This window comes from Streptococcus gallinaceus, from assembly GCF_024170225.1.
In the GTDB taxonomy this organism is placed as follows: domain Bacteria; phylum Bacillota; class Bacilli; order Lactobacillales; family Streptococcaceae; genus Streptococcus; species Streptococcus gallinaceus.
The window spans coordinates 66,450-80,165 of record NZ_JALJXU010000005.1 but is presented as its reverse complement, the minus strand read 5'-3'; the positions used below and the strand labels follow the sequence as shown (position 1 = coordinate 80,165).

Annotated in this window: 15 protein-coding genes; 8 read left to right on the top strand and 7 right to left on the bottom strand. The window is 43.1% G+C overall.

Translation table 11 applies throughout. The features are described 5' to 3' along the window. Nucleotides 1-18: 18 nt before the first annotated feature. Together J2T50_RS07125 and J2T50_RS07120 are read right to left on the bottom strand one after the other, a co-directional pair. Nucleotides 19-1,065 (bottom strand): ABC transporter permease, encoded by a 1,047-nt coding sequence (locus J2T50_RS07125; protein WP_253365169.1) that lies wholly within the window; start codon nt 1,063-1,065, stop codon nt 19-21. Further along, a complete protein-coding gene (locus J2T50_RS07120) occupies nt 1,062-1,796 on the bottom strand; it encodes an ABC transporter ATP-binding protein (protein ID WP_253365167.1) in 735 nt (244 codons plus the stop codon). The genes J2T50_RS07125 and J2T50_RS07120 overlap by 4 nt, the downstream gene beginning before the upstream one ends. A 61-nt stretch (nt 1,797-1,857) precedes the next feature. On the opposite strand from J2T50_RS07120, the gene J2T50_RS07115 reads away from it, so the two are divergent. Then, entirely contained in the window at nt 1,858-2,271 is a 414-nt protein-coding gene (locus J2T50_RS07115) for an HIT family protein (RefSeq protein WP_253365165.1), read from the top strand. A gap of 1 nt (nt 2,272) precedes the next feature. Then, entirely contained in the window at nt 2,273-2,563 is a 291-nt protein-coding gene (locus J2T50_RS07110) for a chemotaxis protein (RefSeq protein WP_253365164.1), read from the top strand. 31 nt (nt 2,564-2,594) lie between these two features. Here the strand turns inward: J2T50_RS07110 and lytR are convergent, their stop codons facing one another. The 4 genes from lytR to J2T50_RS07090 all read right to left on the bottom strand — a co-directional run bounded on the left by lytR (nt 2,595) and on the right by J2T50_RS07090 (nt 6,240). Then, nucleotides 2,595-3,749 carry a glycopolymer--peptidoglycan transferase LytR gene (lytR, locus tag J2T50_RS07105; RefSeq protein ID WP_253365163.1) on the bottom strand — a complete coding sequence of 385 codons (1,155 nt, stop codon included), beginning with the start codon at nt 3,747-3,749 and terminating at the stop codon, nt 2,595-2,597. Nucleotides 3,750-3,751: 2 nt separating this feature from the next. After that, nucleotides 3,752-4,273 carry a GNAT family N-acetyltransferase gene (locus J2T50_RS07100; protein WP_253365162.1) on the bottom strand — a complete coding sequence of 174 codons (522 nt, stop codon included), beginning with the start codon at nt 4,271-4,273 and terminating at the stop codon, nt 3,752-3,754. After that, on the bottom strand, nt 4,266-4,706 hold the full coding sequence (gene tsaE, locus J2T50_RS07095; RefSeq protein ID WP_301282827.1) for a tRNA (adenosine(37)-N6)-threonylcarbamoyltransferase complex ATPase subunit type 1 TsaE: 441 nt from the start codon (nt 4,704-4,706) through the stop codon (nt 4,266-4,268). The genes J2T50_RS07100 and tsaE overlap by 8 nt, the downstream gene beginning before the upstream one ends. An 85-nt stretch (nt 4,707-4,791) precedes the next feature. Beyond that, nucleotides 4,792-6,240, bottom strand: coding sequence for an NCS2 family permease (locus tag J2T50_RS07090; protein ID WP_253365156.1), 1,449 nt, complete (start codon nt 6,238-6,240; stop codon nt 4,792-4,794). 149 nt (nt 6,241-6,389) lie between these two features. On the opposite strand from J2T50_RS07090, the gene J2T50_RS07085 reads away from it, so the two are divergent. Beyond that, a complete protein-coding gene (locus tag J2T50_RS07085) occupies nt 6,390-7,202 on the top strand; it encodes a Cof-type HAD-IIB family hydrolase (protein ID WP_253365154.1) in 813 nt (270 codons plus the stop codon). A 37-nt stretch (nt 7,203-7,239) separates the two neighbouring features. Here J2T50_RS07085 and J2T50_RS07080 read toward each other — a convergent pair whose 3' ends face one another. Then, nucleotides 7,240-8,700 (bottom strand): carbohydrate-binding domain-containing protein, encoded by a 1,461-nt coding sequence (locus J2T50_RS07080; RefSeq protein ID WP_253365152.1) that lies wholly within the window; start codon nt 8,698-8,700, stop codon nt 7,240-7,242. A gap of 247 nt (nt 8,701-8,947) precedes the next feature. Here J2T50_RS07080 and J2T50_RS07075 point away from each other — a divergent pair, with 247 nt between their 5' ends. The 5 genes from J2T50_RS07075 to serS all read left to right on the top strand — a co-directional run bounded on the left by J2T50_RS07075 (nt 8,948) and on the right by serS (nt 13,675). Next, on the top strand, nt 8,948-9,937 hold the full coding sequence (locus tag J2T50_RS07075; protein ID WP_253365150.1) for a PTS sugar transporter subunit IIB: 990 nt from the start codon (nt 8,948-8,950) through the stop codon (nt 9,935-9,937). Between the two features lie 74 nt (nt 9,938-10,011). Further along, nucleotides 10,012-10,821 (top strand): PTS mannose/fructose/sorbose transporter subunit IIC, encoded by an 810-nt coding sequence (locus J2T50_RS07070; protein ID WP_253365348.1) that lies wholly within the window; start codon nt 10,012-10,014, stop codon nt 10,819-10,821. A gap of 15 nt (nt 10,822-10,836) precedes the next feature. Then, the gene (locus J2T50_RS07065) at nt 10,837-11,748 is read left to right on the top strand and encodes a PTS system mannose/fructose/sorbose family transporter subunit IID (RefSeq protein WP_253365148.1); all 912 of its coding nucleotides are present in this window, start codon (nt 10,837-10,839) and stop codon (nt 11,746-11,748) included. A gap of 59 nt (nt 11,749-11,807) precedes the next feature. Next, nucleotides 11,808-12,182 carry a DUF956 family protein gene (locus J2T50_RS07060; RefSeq protein WP_253365146.1) on the top strand — a complete coding sequence of 125 codons (375 nt, stop codon included), beginning with the start codon at nt 11,808-11,810 and terminating at the stop codon, nt 12,180-12,182. Between the two features lie 209 nt (nt 12,183-12,391). Next, nucleotides 12,392-13,675, top strand: a complete 1,284-nt coding sequence (gene serS / locus J2T50_RS07055; protein ID WP_253365145.1) for a serine--tRNA ligase — start codon at nt 12,392-12,394, stop codon at nt 13,673-13,675. The last annotated feature ends 41 nt before the right edge of the window (nt 13,676-13,716 follow it).

The following is a 13,716-nucleotide window of genomic DNA, read 5'->3' as shown; positions in this document are numbered from 1 at the left end:
TTACTAGTTTTCCAGCGGTTAGTCAAACAATTTTTTCGCTTTTATTGGCAAATAAACTTGCTTCAAAATGACACCGATTCCAATAACAATTAATACGTATTTTTTCTCTGCTAAGAGAAAAAGTGCTAACAAACTTTGTAGTGCGACAACGCTATAAAATACCAGCCCAATGACCCTCTGACAGCTCTGCCTTTTCCCAATAGAAGAAATCGGATAAAGTTGCGCCAAATACTGATAATCATAGACGTTATAAAGTGGCAACAATTGAAAGAGTAAAAGGTAATCAAAGAGGGCGGTCAAGCCAACTGCCAACCAGGATTCTTGAATGGTAACTAGAAAGACAAGACTAAGTCCCGACAAGCGCAAAGCCAAGGGGAAGAAATCCCCCGATCTCAAAAATGCCCGTAAGAAGAGATAATCCCAAGTCTTTCCATGGTCTTTTTTCACGAAACCTAACAGCGGGTCCAGGTAAGCTCTTCGTTTGACGCTGCTCGTAATGCCTTTTACTGTCGTAAAGAGTGCGAAAAATTGTAAAATTCTTTGCTTACGCCCTTCTTCCTTAGAGATTGCTCGCTGCCAATTCAGACCTTGGTCACCAAGCAAGTTCTTGACTTGATGCATGTGCCAGATGTACTTTCCAGCCAAAAGGCCACACAAGAGCAAGATGATAAGGAGATGAGGCCAGCCCAACTTGAGATACAAGGGAATGAGTAAGACATAGCCTAGAACTTGCATCATCCCCCAAGTAAGAAAGGTAGTCTGACCAGCTTTCTTCACTTGTGCTGTGACCTGATTTTCTTTGACTAGGAGGAAGAGCTGGTCTGCCTCCTCAAGATAGGTGGCAAGTCTTCCCGAAAAGAAAAGAATTCCCAAAACCGTTGCAATCAAGAGATAAATATACCAAGGATTGGATGGAAAATGCAGCAACAAGTCTCTGTACTGAACCAGTAAGAATCCAAGGAAGGCCATTAGAACCAAGACAAAATGGTCATTTAAGACATAGCGGAGATACTTGGCACAGCGATGCAAAAACAGCTGACGTCGCTTCTGAAAAACTGTTCTCATGCGTCCTCTCCTTCTTTGGTCAAGGCCAAATAGATTTCATTGAGACTGGCATTTTCCTGACCAAATGCTGCGCGTAATTCCTGCAAGGTTCCCGCTGCTCGAATGCGACCTTGGTGCAAGACAACGAAGCGGTCACACATTTTTTCTGCTGAGTCTAGCACATGGGTCGACATGAGAATAGAAGCGCCACGCGCCTTTTCCTCATCTAATAAATCAATCAAATCCTGAATCGCCAGCGGGTCCAAGCCCAAAAACGGCTCATCCACGATTAACAAACTCGGCTCCACCATCAAGGCGCAGATAATCATGACCTTCTGCTTCATCCCCTTCGAAAATTGCACAGGAAACCAGTCCAATTTTTGATCCAGACGGAAGATTTTCAAGTACCGCTCAACCCGCTCCCAAACTTGCTCCAAATCCAGGTCATAAGCCAGCGCCACGACTTCTAAGTGTTCCTTCAAGGTCAATTCCTCATAAAGACTTGGCGTTTCAGGGATAAAGCCAATTTTCTTCCGATAAGTTTCCGCCTGCCCTTGTAATTGCAGACCATCCAGTGCAATAGTACCTTGATAGGGCGTCAAGAGACCGATGACTTCCTTAATCGTAGTTGATTTACCGGCTCCATTTAGCCCGATTAAACCGACCAACTCACCATCATTCACTTCAAATGAAATATCTTTTAATACAGGAATGTTGGCATAGCCCCCTGTAAGATTCGTAACTTCTAACATGCTTTTCTCCGATTTTTTGATATAATCATTATAACAAAAACTATAGAAGGAAGCTCAAACTATGTCAGATTGTATTTTTTGTAAGATTATCGCAGGAGAAATCCCTTCATCAAAGGTTTATGAAGATGACCAGGTTTTAGCCTTCCTCGATATCACTCAGGTTACCAAGGGGCACACCTTGGTGGTGCCAAAACAACATTTCCGCAATATGCTTGAGATGGATAGCGAAAGCAGCAGCCAGCTCTTTGCTCGTATTCCTAAAATTGCGCGTCACCTTCAGCAGACTCTAGGGGCAGCCGGCGTCAATATCCTCAACAATAACGAAGAAGTTGCGGGACAAACTGTTTTTCACACCCATGTCCATCTTCTACCGCGCTTTAGCCAAGAGGACGGCTTGGACATTCGCTTTACAGCTAATGAACCTGATTTCCCAGCTCTGGCCCAACTCGCTCAGGAACTTTACTTAGGAGAATAGTATGAAATTATCTCATTTACTAGCTGCTAGTGGTGCAGCCCTTGCTAGCTACTGGCTGGTCAACAATCGTGAAAAAATTGTACAAGAAACATCTGAAACAATTGATTTGGCGAAAAAAAGTCAAGCGAGCTACCAGACTATTCAGCAGCAACTTGCCACCATCCAATCTTACCAAGAACCACTGCAAGAAATGGCAGAAGACTTGCAATACAAACTCAGAACCTATCAGCAAAGTATTGCAGGAAATCTAGAAGAAATTCAAAAAATCACTGAAAAATATGCTAAAAAATAAAGAGCCCAGGACCTCGGTCCTAGGTTCTTTTTTATTGATAAGTAGAATCGCTTTCGCTCGTTCCATACGAGGTAGACTCTGTAGACACTGTAGATTCTGTGTTAGTCGTTGTTGTCTGACCTGTACCCTGAGTCACTTCTCCTGTAAAGGCATCTTCAACTGTAATCGGATTGGCATAACCAAAGAGGTTTTCATAAACTTTGACATTGGTTTTCAATACCGTAGCAGGTTCCAAGCCTAACGACTTCTTGATGACATTTTGCATTTCAAGCAAGTGCTCGCTCGTTGGAATTTGGTAAGAAATCTCATTGACCATTTGTCCCTCACCTGTTAACTGGTAAGATTCAATTTTTTTCAATGAATCCTTGTAACCAAGGAGACTTGGAATGGTCGAAGAATTGATTTTCACATCCGTTCGCATATTATTGGCCAATACGTCCAATATTTTTTGGTATTGGGTAATGCCATCTAGCTGCAGTAACTTATTAAGGAGGATGCTAATTACTTCACGTTGGCGTTTTTGACGACCATAATCCCCTTCTGGATCTTGGTAGCGCATCCGTGAATAAACAAGGGCTTGCTCACCATTGATATGTTGCTTCCCAGGGTCTACCGTTGCAGTATAAGCTGGCTCCGTATCGGAGATTGAAATGGTAAATCCAAGCGTATTATTCACTGTAATACCGCCAACCGCGTCTACCAAACTACGAAGGCCATCCATATTGATTTCCATGTAGCGATCAATATGCGTATTCATCATTTTTTCAATCGTCGCAATCGCCATCGGCGCCTGTCCATAGGCATAGGAATGGTTCAACTTTTCTGCACTACCGTAGGATGTGCCATCTGCATTTGCAATTTCAACCATGATATCCCGTGTCAAACTCATCATCGTGGTTGTCTTCGTTTTCGGATTGACTGTCACCAAAATCATGGAGTCACTTCGGCCACCTTCCCACTCACCACCGCGAGTTGCCTGATCCATGTCCACTCCCATCAAGAGAATGGTCAATGGTTTTGTGGCTTCAATGACCTTATCATCGATGTTGCGACCAAGGTTGTTATAGGTTTTGTTTGCTGCTGATGTGGATGATTGGTATAAGGTCCAGCCATATGTGCCCACTGCTCCCAGTGTCAAAAAGACAAGAGCTAGAAACATTAAAAAAATTTTCTTTCCGATTTTCATCTCTACTCTACCATTCTCCCCATGTAATATAGGTCTAACCATTCTCCCTTGTCCGTGCGAGCTCCACGTTTTTGCACTCCTTCAATCTCAAATCCAAGCGATTGATAGAGTTGAACGGCTCGCTCATTGCGCACTTGAACAGTCAAGGACAAACGCCCCAAGACCTGATTAAACTCTGCCCACTTGATCACTTCTTCTAGCAAGGTTCGGCCAAGGCCGTAACCCCAGTAAGCTTTTTTCACTGCTAAAAAGACTGTGCCAATATGACCAATGCGATACGGTTTCTCCGTCTTTACACTGGCTAAACCAATGATGTCTGAACCAATTTTCGCAACAAGACAAAGCTGGTCTAGACTTTCCAAATTAGAGGCAAAAATAGGTTCAACATCTTCACGTGACAAGGTAAATTCGTCACCACTCACATCTAAAAACTCAGTCTCATCCGCTACCTGATGCATAAAGTCAATAAAAGCCTGCGCATCCGCAACTTGCGCCTCTTCAAAAACAACTTCCTGCTCAGCCATGGTTCAGCTCCTCTGCTAAAACTCGGCTACGAGCTCCATGGCTTTCAAATCTCAGCTCACGTCCATCTCCGCTACGCTCAATACGAACAGTCAGATAATCTGACAAGACAGCAGCATCCAGCAGTTCCCCCCACTCGATAACCGTAACACCGTCCCCGTACAAAAAATCGTCCAAATCTATCGAATCTGGGTCATCACCGATGCGGTAAACATCCAAGTGATAGAGCGGTAAACGACCTTCATATTCACGCACAATTGTGTAGGTCGGACTTTTAATCATTTGGTTAATTTCCAGACCAGTCGCGATTCCCTTAGTAAGCGTCGTTTTTCCCGCCCCCAAGTCTCCTGACAAGACCAGAACATCTCCAGCTTGCAAAAGACTTCCTAATCGCTGACCAATGGCTGTTAGTTCTCTTTCATTTTGGCTATACATAGACCGTATTATATCATAGAATACCTTGTTTGTCATTTTCTGCACAAAAGAAAAAACCGTCGACAAGCGACGGTTTAGAGCCAAACTAAATAATGGCCAAGATAATAAAGTTCAAAATAAACATTGCAGTTGCTGCCCATAAAATTGGATGGATTTCTTTTGTTTGACCCTTAACAATTTTCACCAAGCAATAGAAGATAAACGCTGCAGCAATACCGTATGAAATAGAGTAGCAAAGTGCCATGAAGAAGGCTGCAAAGAAGGCCGGAAGCGCATCTTCGAAATTGCTCCAGTCCACATCAAGGAAAGAAGACACCATCATCACCCCAACGATAATCAAGGCTGGCGCTGTAGCAGCTGCGGGTACAATCCCAACAAGCGGCAAGAGAAGAATGGAAAGAAGGAAGCAGACTGCTGTTGAAACAGCGGTCAAACCAGTACGACCACCCTCTGCAATCCCTGCAGCTGATTCGACATAAGTTGTCGTATTTGACGTACCAAACAAAGCTCCAATAGATGTACCGATGGCATCAGCAAACAAAGCGCGGTCCATTTTTGAAGAGAAACCTGATGAATTTTCAAGAGCGGCTTCATCTTCTGCTGAGAAGATACCTGTACGACGACCTGTACCGATAAAGGTACCAAGCGTATCAAATGTGTCTGACAAACTAAAGGCAAAGATGGTCATGAGTACCAATGGCAAACGGCTACTGTCGCTAAAGAGGGACTTCATACCGCCAAAGGCTGCGAGGAAGGTTGTCCCCAATTCACCAAAAGCTGAACCCATGTCATTTGTAAAGCTGATAGCAGACAAGTCAACAACACCCATAGGGATGCCAATCAAAGTTGTTGCTACAATCCCAATCAAAATGGCACCACGGACATTTTTAATTACCAACACTGCCGTCAAAAGAAGGCCAATAACAGCTAAAAGAACTGCTGGATCAGTAAAGGCAGAAATAGCTGGAACCACTCCACCGTTCGCCGCAACAGATGTCACACCATTTGACAAATCTGCTGAAGCAGGAGCCGTACCATTGATAGAAACAATATCGCCAGCTGATGCTGAGAAATTGATAATATTCGCATTTTTAAAACCAAGATAGGCTACGAAAATACCAATACCACCACCGATAGCATGTTGCAAGCTAATTGGAATAGCCTTAATAATACTTTTACGGACTTTGGTCACTGTGATAAAAATATTAAACAAACCACAGAGGAAAACCATGGCCAAGGCTTCTTGCCAAGTAAAGCCAAGACCAAAAACTACTGTATAGGTGAAGAATGCATTCAGCCCCATACCTGGTGCAAGGGCGTAAGGTACATTTGCAAACAATCCCATGAACATAGTTGAAATAACTGAAGCGATAATAGTGGCCAAGAAAACAGCTTTTGTTGGCATGCCTGCTGCACCCAAGATAGATGGGTTGACAAACAAGATATAACTCATAGCAAAGAAAGTTGTCAAACCTGCCATGATTTCAGTAGATACGGTTGTACCGTATTCTTTTAATTTAAAAAAACGTTCCATTTTTCTAAAAATCTCCTTTATTTACGAACGATATTTAAATTATACTCTAAATAATTCACTTTTTCAACAATAATTCCCTATATTTTTTTATTTACTTTCTATTTTAGACGATTTTTGATATACTGTTAGGAAAGTTAAAGGAGTTCCTAATGAAGAAAAAAATGATTGCCTTGGACTTAGATGGCACTCTTCTCAATAACCAAAGTCAACTAAGTGACTACACGATTCAAACCATTCAAAACGTAAAAAATGCTGGCCACACCGTGATTATTGCAACAGGTCGCCCTTACCGCATGGCGCATCAGTTTTACCAGCAACTAGGCCTAGATACCCCGATGATTAACTTCAATGGTTCCCTGGTGCACATTCCTGAGAAAAAATGGCAGTGGGAGCAAAATATCCTGATTAATAAGCAATACTTGATTGATTTTTTGAAATACAAAGAACAATTTCAGGCTATTTTCATCGCTGGTGAATACAAAAATAAATTTTTCATCACCCAAGATCACTTGAACGAAATCCACCCTAGTTTAATGGGAGTAGAACAAATTACACCCGATACACTGATTAAGCCCGAATTGATTACAAGCGACCCGCATTCTATCCTCATGCATACACGCGCTGAGGACCGCCATGAATTTGCCAAGGAGATGCGTACCTTGTTCAAGAACGAGCTCGAAATCAACACTTGGGGTGGCCCGCTCAGCATTCTTGAAACCTGTGCCAAAGGTGTCACTAAAGCGTCTGCTCTAAAGTATTTATTGGACCATTATCAAGCGGAGGCTGCTGATCTTATCGCCTTTGGGGACGAACACAACGATGTCCAAATGCTGCAATTAGCTAGAACAGGCTATGCTATGAAAAATGCCAGCGATACCCTCATCCCACATGCTGACCGCATGACCGAATTCACTAATGATCAAGATGGCGTTGCTCGAGAATTAGAGCGATTGTTCTTATAACTAAAAAACTCAGATTGACATCTGAGTTTTTTTGATTTTACCGTTGACCAGGTCGGCTACCCCCGCCGCCAGGACCCCCGCCCATGCCACCAACTGTTTGAGTCGTTAGGCTAGCTGTTGCTGTAGTGGATTGTCCATCAACTTCTACCGTATAGGTTTCCCCCTCTTTGATGGCAGAGGAGCTGACTAACGCTGTTTCAAAGACTTGTGTCGCAGTATAGGTCGCCAAAACCTTACCGGACGAATCTTTCACTGTAATGGTCGAACCAGCTTTGCCACTGATGCTTGCCATGATAGAAGCCTGGCTAGAATCTTCTCCAAATCCCATGGCCATACCAGCCGAACCAACGATAAAGACATTTCCTCCAGTAATTTTTCCGATGCCGTCATAATCTAGCGCGCCATTGCCATTATCTGGGGCACCGCTGACAAATAAGGTTCCGCCATTGACCGTCAAATCACCGTTGGAGTCCAATCCGTCACCACCTGCTGTCACATTGATTGTCCCGCCGTCAATAGTTAAGTAAATACCCGAGTTTCTAGAGGAATTCGCTGCATTGATACCATCATCCTTAGCTGTTACATCAATTTTCCCGCTAATAATATGGATAGCTGCACCTTCCAAACCTTCATTCGAATCACCAACTGTTACTTTTCCTCCGTCAATGACTAGATTATTTGAAGCGTGAATGCCATCATCTCCAGCTGTAGCAGTGATAGTCGCATCTTTTAGGTAGATATTGCCCAGACTGGTATCCTTATCATTGTCCGAATGAAGTGCATCTTCTGAAGCAGTTACTTCTACTGTCGCATTGGTGATATTGAGTGCATCATTAACATTGAAGCCGTGTTTCACTGCTGAAATCGTGTAAGTCCCGCCTGTGATACGCAAATCGTCATTGGCTTTGATCGCATTTTTAGACTTACCGTTAACAGTCAGACTTCCTTCTCCGTTCATGACCAAATCACTTGCAGAAAAGATAGCCGCATCTGCGTCTGCATCCGAGTTGTTGGCTGTGTCAGAAATGGTATTTTTCGAGTCTTTTGCCAAGGTCATAGTCACCTTATCAGCTTCTTCCACCTTGATAGGAGACTTGTCACCCGTCATCGTAACATCTTTTATGACAAGATGGACTTTGGCTGTATCAGCCGCCTTCACGACAATTTGCACATTTTCAGAACTACCAGAAATAATGTAGGTTCCTTCCGATGCAATCGTTACCGTAGAACCTGACACACTCACACCGTCCCCAGAAACCTTGGCAGTTGAGCCAGATAACTGAATGGTAGAAGCCGTTTTTTCATCGTAACTTGTATCATAATCGGATTCTTTGAAATAATCCGTCGTTGTTACAGCCGATTGACTCGTTGTGGCGCTACTTGAAGTTGTCGTCGAAGAGGTCTTGCTCGTAGCCGAACCATGGCTACATGCCGTCAGGACAAGTGTCGATAACAACAGAACCATACTTGTTTTCATCTTTATTTTACTAGGTTTCATATTTTTTCTCTTTCTTTTTTTGTTGCTTCAATGATACGGAAGTTACCTTAAATCTTCCATAATATATCCTTAAATTTTGCTTAATGATTTAACAAGTATAACTATGCATTTTCTGATACCGGTTCCATTTTCCTATAATAAAGGATTGACAAAGTCTCTGTAAGCGGTTTATAATAATGTATGTTTAGAAGAGAACAATTTTATTATAGTTAACTCTTCAAATCAAATATATTTAGGAGGATCAATAATGAGTATTGGAATCATTATTGCAAGTCATGGCGAGTTTGCTGCTGGCATTCATCAGTCTGGCTCCATGATCTTTGGCGAACAAGAAAAAGTACAAGTTGTTACTTTTATGCCAAGTGAAGGACCAGATGACCTCTATGCTAAGTTCAACGCCGCTATTGACGCATTTAACGGTGATGACGAAGTCTTGGTCTTGGCCGATCTTTGGAGTGGATCTCCATTTAACCAAGCAAGTCGCCTTGCTGGTGAACGCCCAGAGCGCAAGATTGTCATCCTTACAGGTCTCAACCTACCAATGTTAATCCAAGCCTACACAGAACGCATGATGGATGCTTCTGCAGGTGCGGAACAGGTTGCTGCAAATATTCTCAAAGAAGCACGCGATGGCGTGAAAGTGCTCCCTGAAGAATTGGAACCAGTTGTTGAAACACCCGTTGTTGCTGCACCTCAAGTGAAACAAGCTGCGATTCCAGAAGGAACTGTTATCGGTGATGGCAAGCTTAAAATCAATCTTGCTCGTATCGACACACGTCTCTTGCACGGACAAGTTGCGACAGCTTGGACACCTGCTTCAAAAGCAAACCGTATCATCGTAGCTTCTGATAAAGTAGCTGCAGACGAATTGCGTAAAGGCTTGATCAAACAAGCAGCTCCAAACGGTGTCAAAGCAAACGTTGTTCCAATCAAGAAATTGATTGAAGTTGCGAAGGACCCTCGTTTCGGCGAAACACAAGCACTCATTTTGTTTGAAACACCTCAAGAAGCTCTCGAAGCCATTGAAGGTGGTGTTCAAATCGGTGAATTGAACGTTGGTTCAATGGCACACTCTACTGGTAAAACAATGGTTAACAACGTATTGTCTATGGACAAAGAAGACGTTGCAACTTTTGAAAAATTGCGTGACCTCGGCGTTCAATTCGATGTACGTAAAGTACCAAATGACTCTAAAAAAGACTTGTTTGACTTGATCAACAAAGCAAACGTCAAATAAGCTATTTGAAAAATTTTCCTGTCAGATTCAAACGTTTCCCTGACAGAAACCCATTTATGAAAGGATTATGATTGATTATGGATATTTCAATTATTTCTATGATTTTGGTCATCTTCGTTGCCTTCATGGCTGGTCTTGAAGGTATCCTCGACCAATTCCAATTTCACCAACCGCTGATTGCATGTACCCTCATCGGTCTTGTAACAGGTCATCTTGAAGCCGGTGTTATCCTTGGTGGTACACTTCAAATGTTAGCTCTTGGTTGGGCTAACATCGGTGCTGCCGTTGCGCCCGATGCAGCCTTGGCTTCTGTTGCAGCTGCTATCATCATGGTAAAAGGTGGCGACTTCACAATGAAAGGGATCACTTTTGCCTACTCATCAGCTATCCCTCTTGCCGTTGCTGGTCTCTTCTTGACAATGATCGTACGTACTTTGTCAACTGCCCTTGTTCACGCTGGTGACAAGGCTGCCAAAGAAGGTAACTACGCAGCAATCGAACGCTTCCACTTGATCGCTCTTGCAATGCAAGGTTTGCGTATTGCTATTCCTGCAGGATTGCTTCTTGCTATCCCATCAGAAGCTGTACAAAGCATTCTTGAAAAAATGCCAGAATGGCTCAACGGTGGTATGCAAGTCGGTGGTGCCATGGTCGTTGCCGTAGGTTACGCAATGGTTATCAACATGATGGCAACTCGTGAAGTATGGCCATTCTTTGCAATCGGTTTTGTCTTTGCCGCTTTGACTCAACTTACTTTGATCGCGACTGGTGTTCTCGGTGTTGCTATTGCTATCATCTACATTAACCTTTCTAAAAAAGGTGGTAATGGTGGAGCTACTGTAGCATCAGGTGACCCAATCGGTGACATCTTAGAAGACTATTAGAAAGGGGTAAGACAAATGACTGAACAATTGAAATTAACAAAATCTGACCGTCAAAAAGTTTGGTGGCGTTCAACCTTCCTTCAAGGTTCTTGGAACTATGAACGTATGCAAAACATGGGTTGGGCATACGCACTTATCCCAGCTTTGAAAAAACTTTACACTACTAAAGAAGACCGTGCTGCTGCCCTTGAGCGCCACATGGAATTCTTCAACACACACCCATACGTAGCTGCTCCTATCATCGGTGTAACCCTTGCCCTTGAAGAAGAAAAAGCAAACGGTACTGAAATCGATAACACAGCTATCCAAGGTGTGAAAATCGGTATGATGGGACCTCTTGCCGGTATCGGTGACCCAGTATTCTGGTTTACAGTACGTCCTATCCTTGGTGCACTTGGTGCTTCTCTTGCACAATCAGGTAACATCATGGGTCCAATCCTCTTCTTCGTATTGTGGAATGCAATCCGTATGGCCTTCCTTTGGTACACACAAGAGTTTGGTTATAAATCAGGTAAAGAAATCACGAAAGACTTGTCTGGTGGTATCCTCCAAGACATCACAAAAGGTGCTTCAATCCTTGGTATGTTTATCTTGGCGGTCTTGGTAGAACGTTGGGTATCTATCAACTTCACTGTTAACTTGCCATCTACAAAACTTTCTGAAGGAGCATATATTGCTTTCCCTAAAGGAAATGTAACTGGTGCTGAATTGCAAGGTATCTTGGGAGATGCCCTCAGCGGATTGAGCTTGACTCCTGAAAAAGCAAACACACTTCAAGCGCAATTGAACTCATTGATTCCAGGCTTGGCTGGACTTCTCTTGACATTCCTCTGCATGTGGTTGCTTAAGAAAAAAGTTTCTCCAATCGTTATCATCGTTGCACTCTTTGCAGTTGGTATCTTGGCTCGTTTGGCTCACATCATGTAAGACCAAAAAGAGTTTCCGAAAGGAAACTCTTTTGCTATAATACTAACAAAGGAGACAATATGGCACAATCTATCAATTCGACTGTAGAACTAACAACAACCGGTGTTTCTTACTTAGCAATCGGTGGCAAGGTAGGGAAATTTTTGCTGGGGAATAACGGTCTTGAATTCTACAACGATAAAAATGTAGAAGATTACATCCAAATCCCTTGGGACTCCATCGACCAAATCGGTGCCAATGTCACTGGAAATAAAGTGAGCCGTCACTTTGAAATCTTTACTGATCAGGGAAAATTCCTCTTTGCCTCAAAAGACTCTGGGAAGATTTTAAAAGTTGCGCGCCAGCATATTGGAAACGATAAGGTTGTGAAATTACCAACGCTTGTCCAAACAATTGGACAAAAAATGACAAATCTATTTGCCAAAAAAAAGTAAATAGAGTATAATAATTCAAACGGATAAGTAAGAGCTTTCCCTTTTCCAGAAAGCCTGCGGTCGCTGTGAGCAGGTAAAGAGATGCTGTGAAATTCTACCGTTCGATACAAATTAAATAGTCAATTAAGAGCACCTTGGTGAAGTTGGATGGAACCGTGCATGCGCACTCCAACGATAGCTAGGGTGTTTTGTTTTTATGGAGGAATATTATGCTTGATTTGAAACGCATTCGTACAGACTTCGATGCCGTTGCTGAAAAATTAGCCACTCGCGGTGTCGCTCAAGAAACATTAACAGAAATCAAAGAACTCGATACCAAACGCCGCCAACTTTTGGTCCAGTCTGAAGAATTAAAAGCAGAACGCAATTTGTCATCAGCTGCCATTGCCCAAGCAAAACGTAACAAAGAAGATGCTAGCGAGCAAATCGCTGCCATGCAAAAAGTATCAGCCGACATCAAGACTGTCGACGCTGAACTCGCAAACATCGACCAAGCCTTGCAAAACATCATCACTGTCTTGCCAAACACACCACACGATACTGTTCCTGTCGGTGCTGACGAGGAACAAAACGTTGAAGTTCGCCGTTGGGGAACGCCTCGTGAATTTGACTTCGATATTAAAGCACACTGGGACTTGGGAGAAGACCTGGACATCCTCGATTGGGAACGTGGGGCTAAAGTCACAGGAACTCGTTTCCTCTTCTACAAGGGTCTTGGAGCACGTTTGGAACGCGCTATTTACAACTTTATGTTGGATGAGCACGCTAAAGAAGGCTACACTGAAATGATCACTCCTTACATGGTCAATCGCGATTCTATGTTTGGTACTGGTCAATATCCAAAATTCAAAGAAGATACCTTTGAAATCAACGACGAAGAACGTCCATTCGTTTTGATTCCAACGGCTGAAGTCCCATTGACAAACTACTACCGCAATGAAATCATTGACGGCAAAGAATTGCCAATCTACTTCACCGCTATGAGCCCATCTTTCCGTTCAGAAGCTGGTTCTGCAGGACGTGACACACGTGGGTTGATTCGCTTGCACCAATTCCACAAGGTTGAAATGGTGAAATTTGCCAAACCAGAAGAGTCATACGAAGAATTGGAAAAAATGACTGCCAACGCTGAGAATATCCTCCAAAAACTGGGCTTGCCATACCGCGTTCTTGCCTTGTGTACAGGAGATATGGGCTTCTCAGCTGCTAAAACCTACGACTTGGAAGTTTGGATTCCAGCCCAAAATGCCTACCGTGAAATTTCTTCTTGCTCAAACACAGAAGATTTCCAAGCCCGTCGTGCCCAAATCCGTTACCGTGATGAAGCAGATGGCAAGGTTAAACTTCTCCACACATTGAATGGTTCTGGTCTTGCAGTCGGACGCACAGTTGCTGCTATTCTTGAGAACTACCAAAATGCCGATGGTTCTGTAACCATTCCTGAAGTGCTTCGTCCTTACATGGGAGGAGCTGAGGTTATCGCACCTAACTAATCAATGATAACTAAAAAGTCTAATCTTGGAATGTTCAAGAT

What these genes read in the sequence shown, in the direction of transcription:
- J2T50_RS07110 (WP_253365164.1), top strand. Translation starts at nt 2,273, where the DNA reads ATGAAATTATCTCATTTACTAGCTGCTAGTGGTGCAGCCCTTGCTAGC.
- serS (WP_253365145.1), top strand. Translation starts at nt 12,392, where the DNA reads ATGCTTGATTTGAAACGCATTCGTACAGACTTCGATGCCGTTGCTGAA.
- J2T50_RS07100 (WP_253365162.1), bottom strand. Translation starts at nt 4,273, where the DNA reads ATGGCTGAGCAGGAAGTTGTTTTTGAAGAGGCGCAAGTTGCGGATGCG.
- J2T50_RS07080 (WP_253365152.1), bottom strand. Translation starts at nt 8,700, where the DNA reads ATGAAACCTAGTAAAATAAAGATGAAAACAAGTATGGTTCTGTTGTTA.
- lytR (WP_253365163.1), bottom strand. Translation starts at nt 3,749, where the DNA reads ATGAAAATCGGAAAGAAAATTTTTTTAATGTTTCTAGCTCTTGTCTTT.
- J2T50_RS07125 (WP_253365169.1), bottom strand. Translation starts at nt 1,065, where the DNA reads ATGAGAACAGTTTTTCAGAAGCGACGTCAGCTGTTTTTGCATCGCTGT.
- J2T50_RS07060 (WP_253365146.1), top strand. Translation starts at nt 11,808, where the DNA reads ATGGCACAATCTATCAATTCGACTGTAGAACTAACAACAACCGGTGTT.
- J2T50_RS07090 (WP_253365156.1), bottom strand. Translation starts at nt 6,240, where the DNA reads ATGGAACGTTTTTTTAAATTAAAAGAATACGGTACAACCGTATCTACT.
- tsaE (WP_301282827.1), bottom strand. Translation starts at nt 4,706, where the DNA reads ATGTATAGCCAAAATGAAAGAGAACTAACAGCCATTGGTCAGCGATTA.
- J2T50_RS07075 (WP_253365150.1), top strand. Translation starts at nt 8,948, where the DNA reads ATGAGTATTGGAATCATTATTGCAAGTCATGGCGAGTTTGCTGCTGGC.
- J2T50_RS07115 (WP_253365165.1), top strand. Translation starts at nt 1,858, where the DNA reads ATGTCAGATTGTATTTTTTGTAAGATTATCGCAGGAGAAATCCCTTCA.
- J2T50_RS07085 (WP_253365154.1), top strand. Translation starts at nt 6,390, where the DNA reads ATGAAGAAAAAAATGATTGCCTTGGACTTAGATGGCACTCTTCTCAAT.
- J2T50_RS07065 (WP_253365148.1), top strand. Translation starts at nt 10,837, where the DNA reads ATGACTGAACAATTGAAATTAACAAAATCTGACCGTCAAAAAGTTTGG.
- J2T50_RS07120 (WP_253365167.1), bottom strand. Translation starts at nt 1,796, where the DNA reads ATGTTAGAAGTTACGAATCTTACAGGGGGCTATGCCAACATTCCTGTA.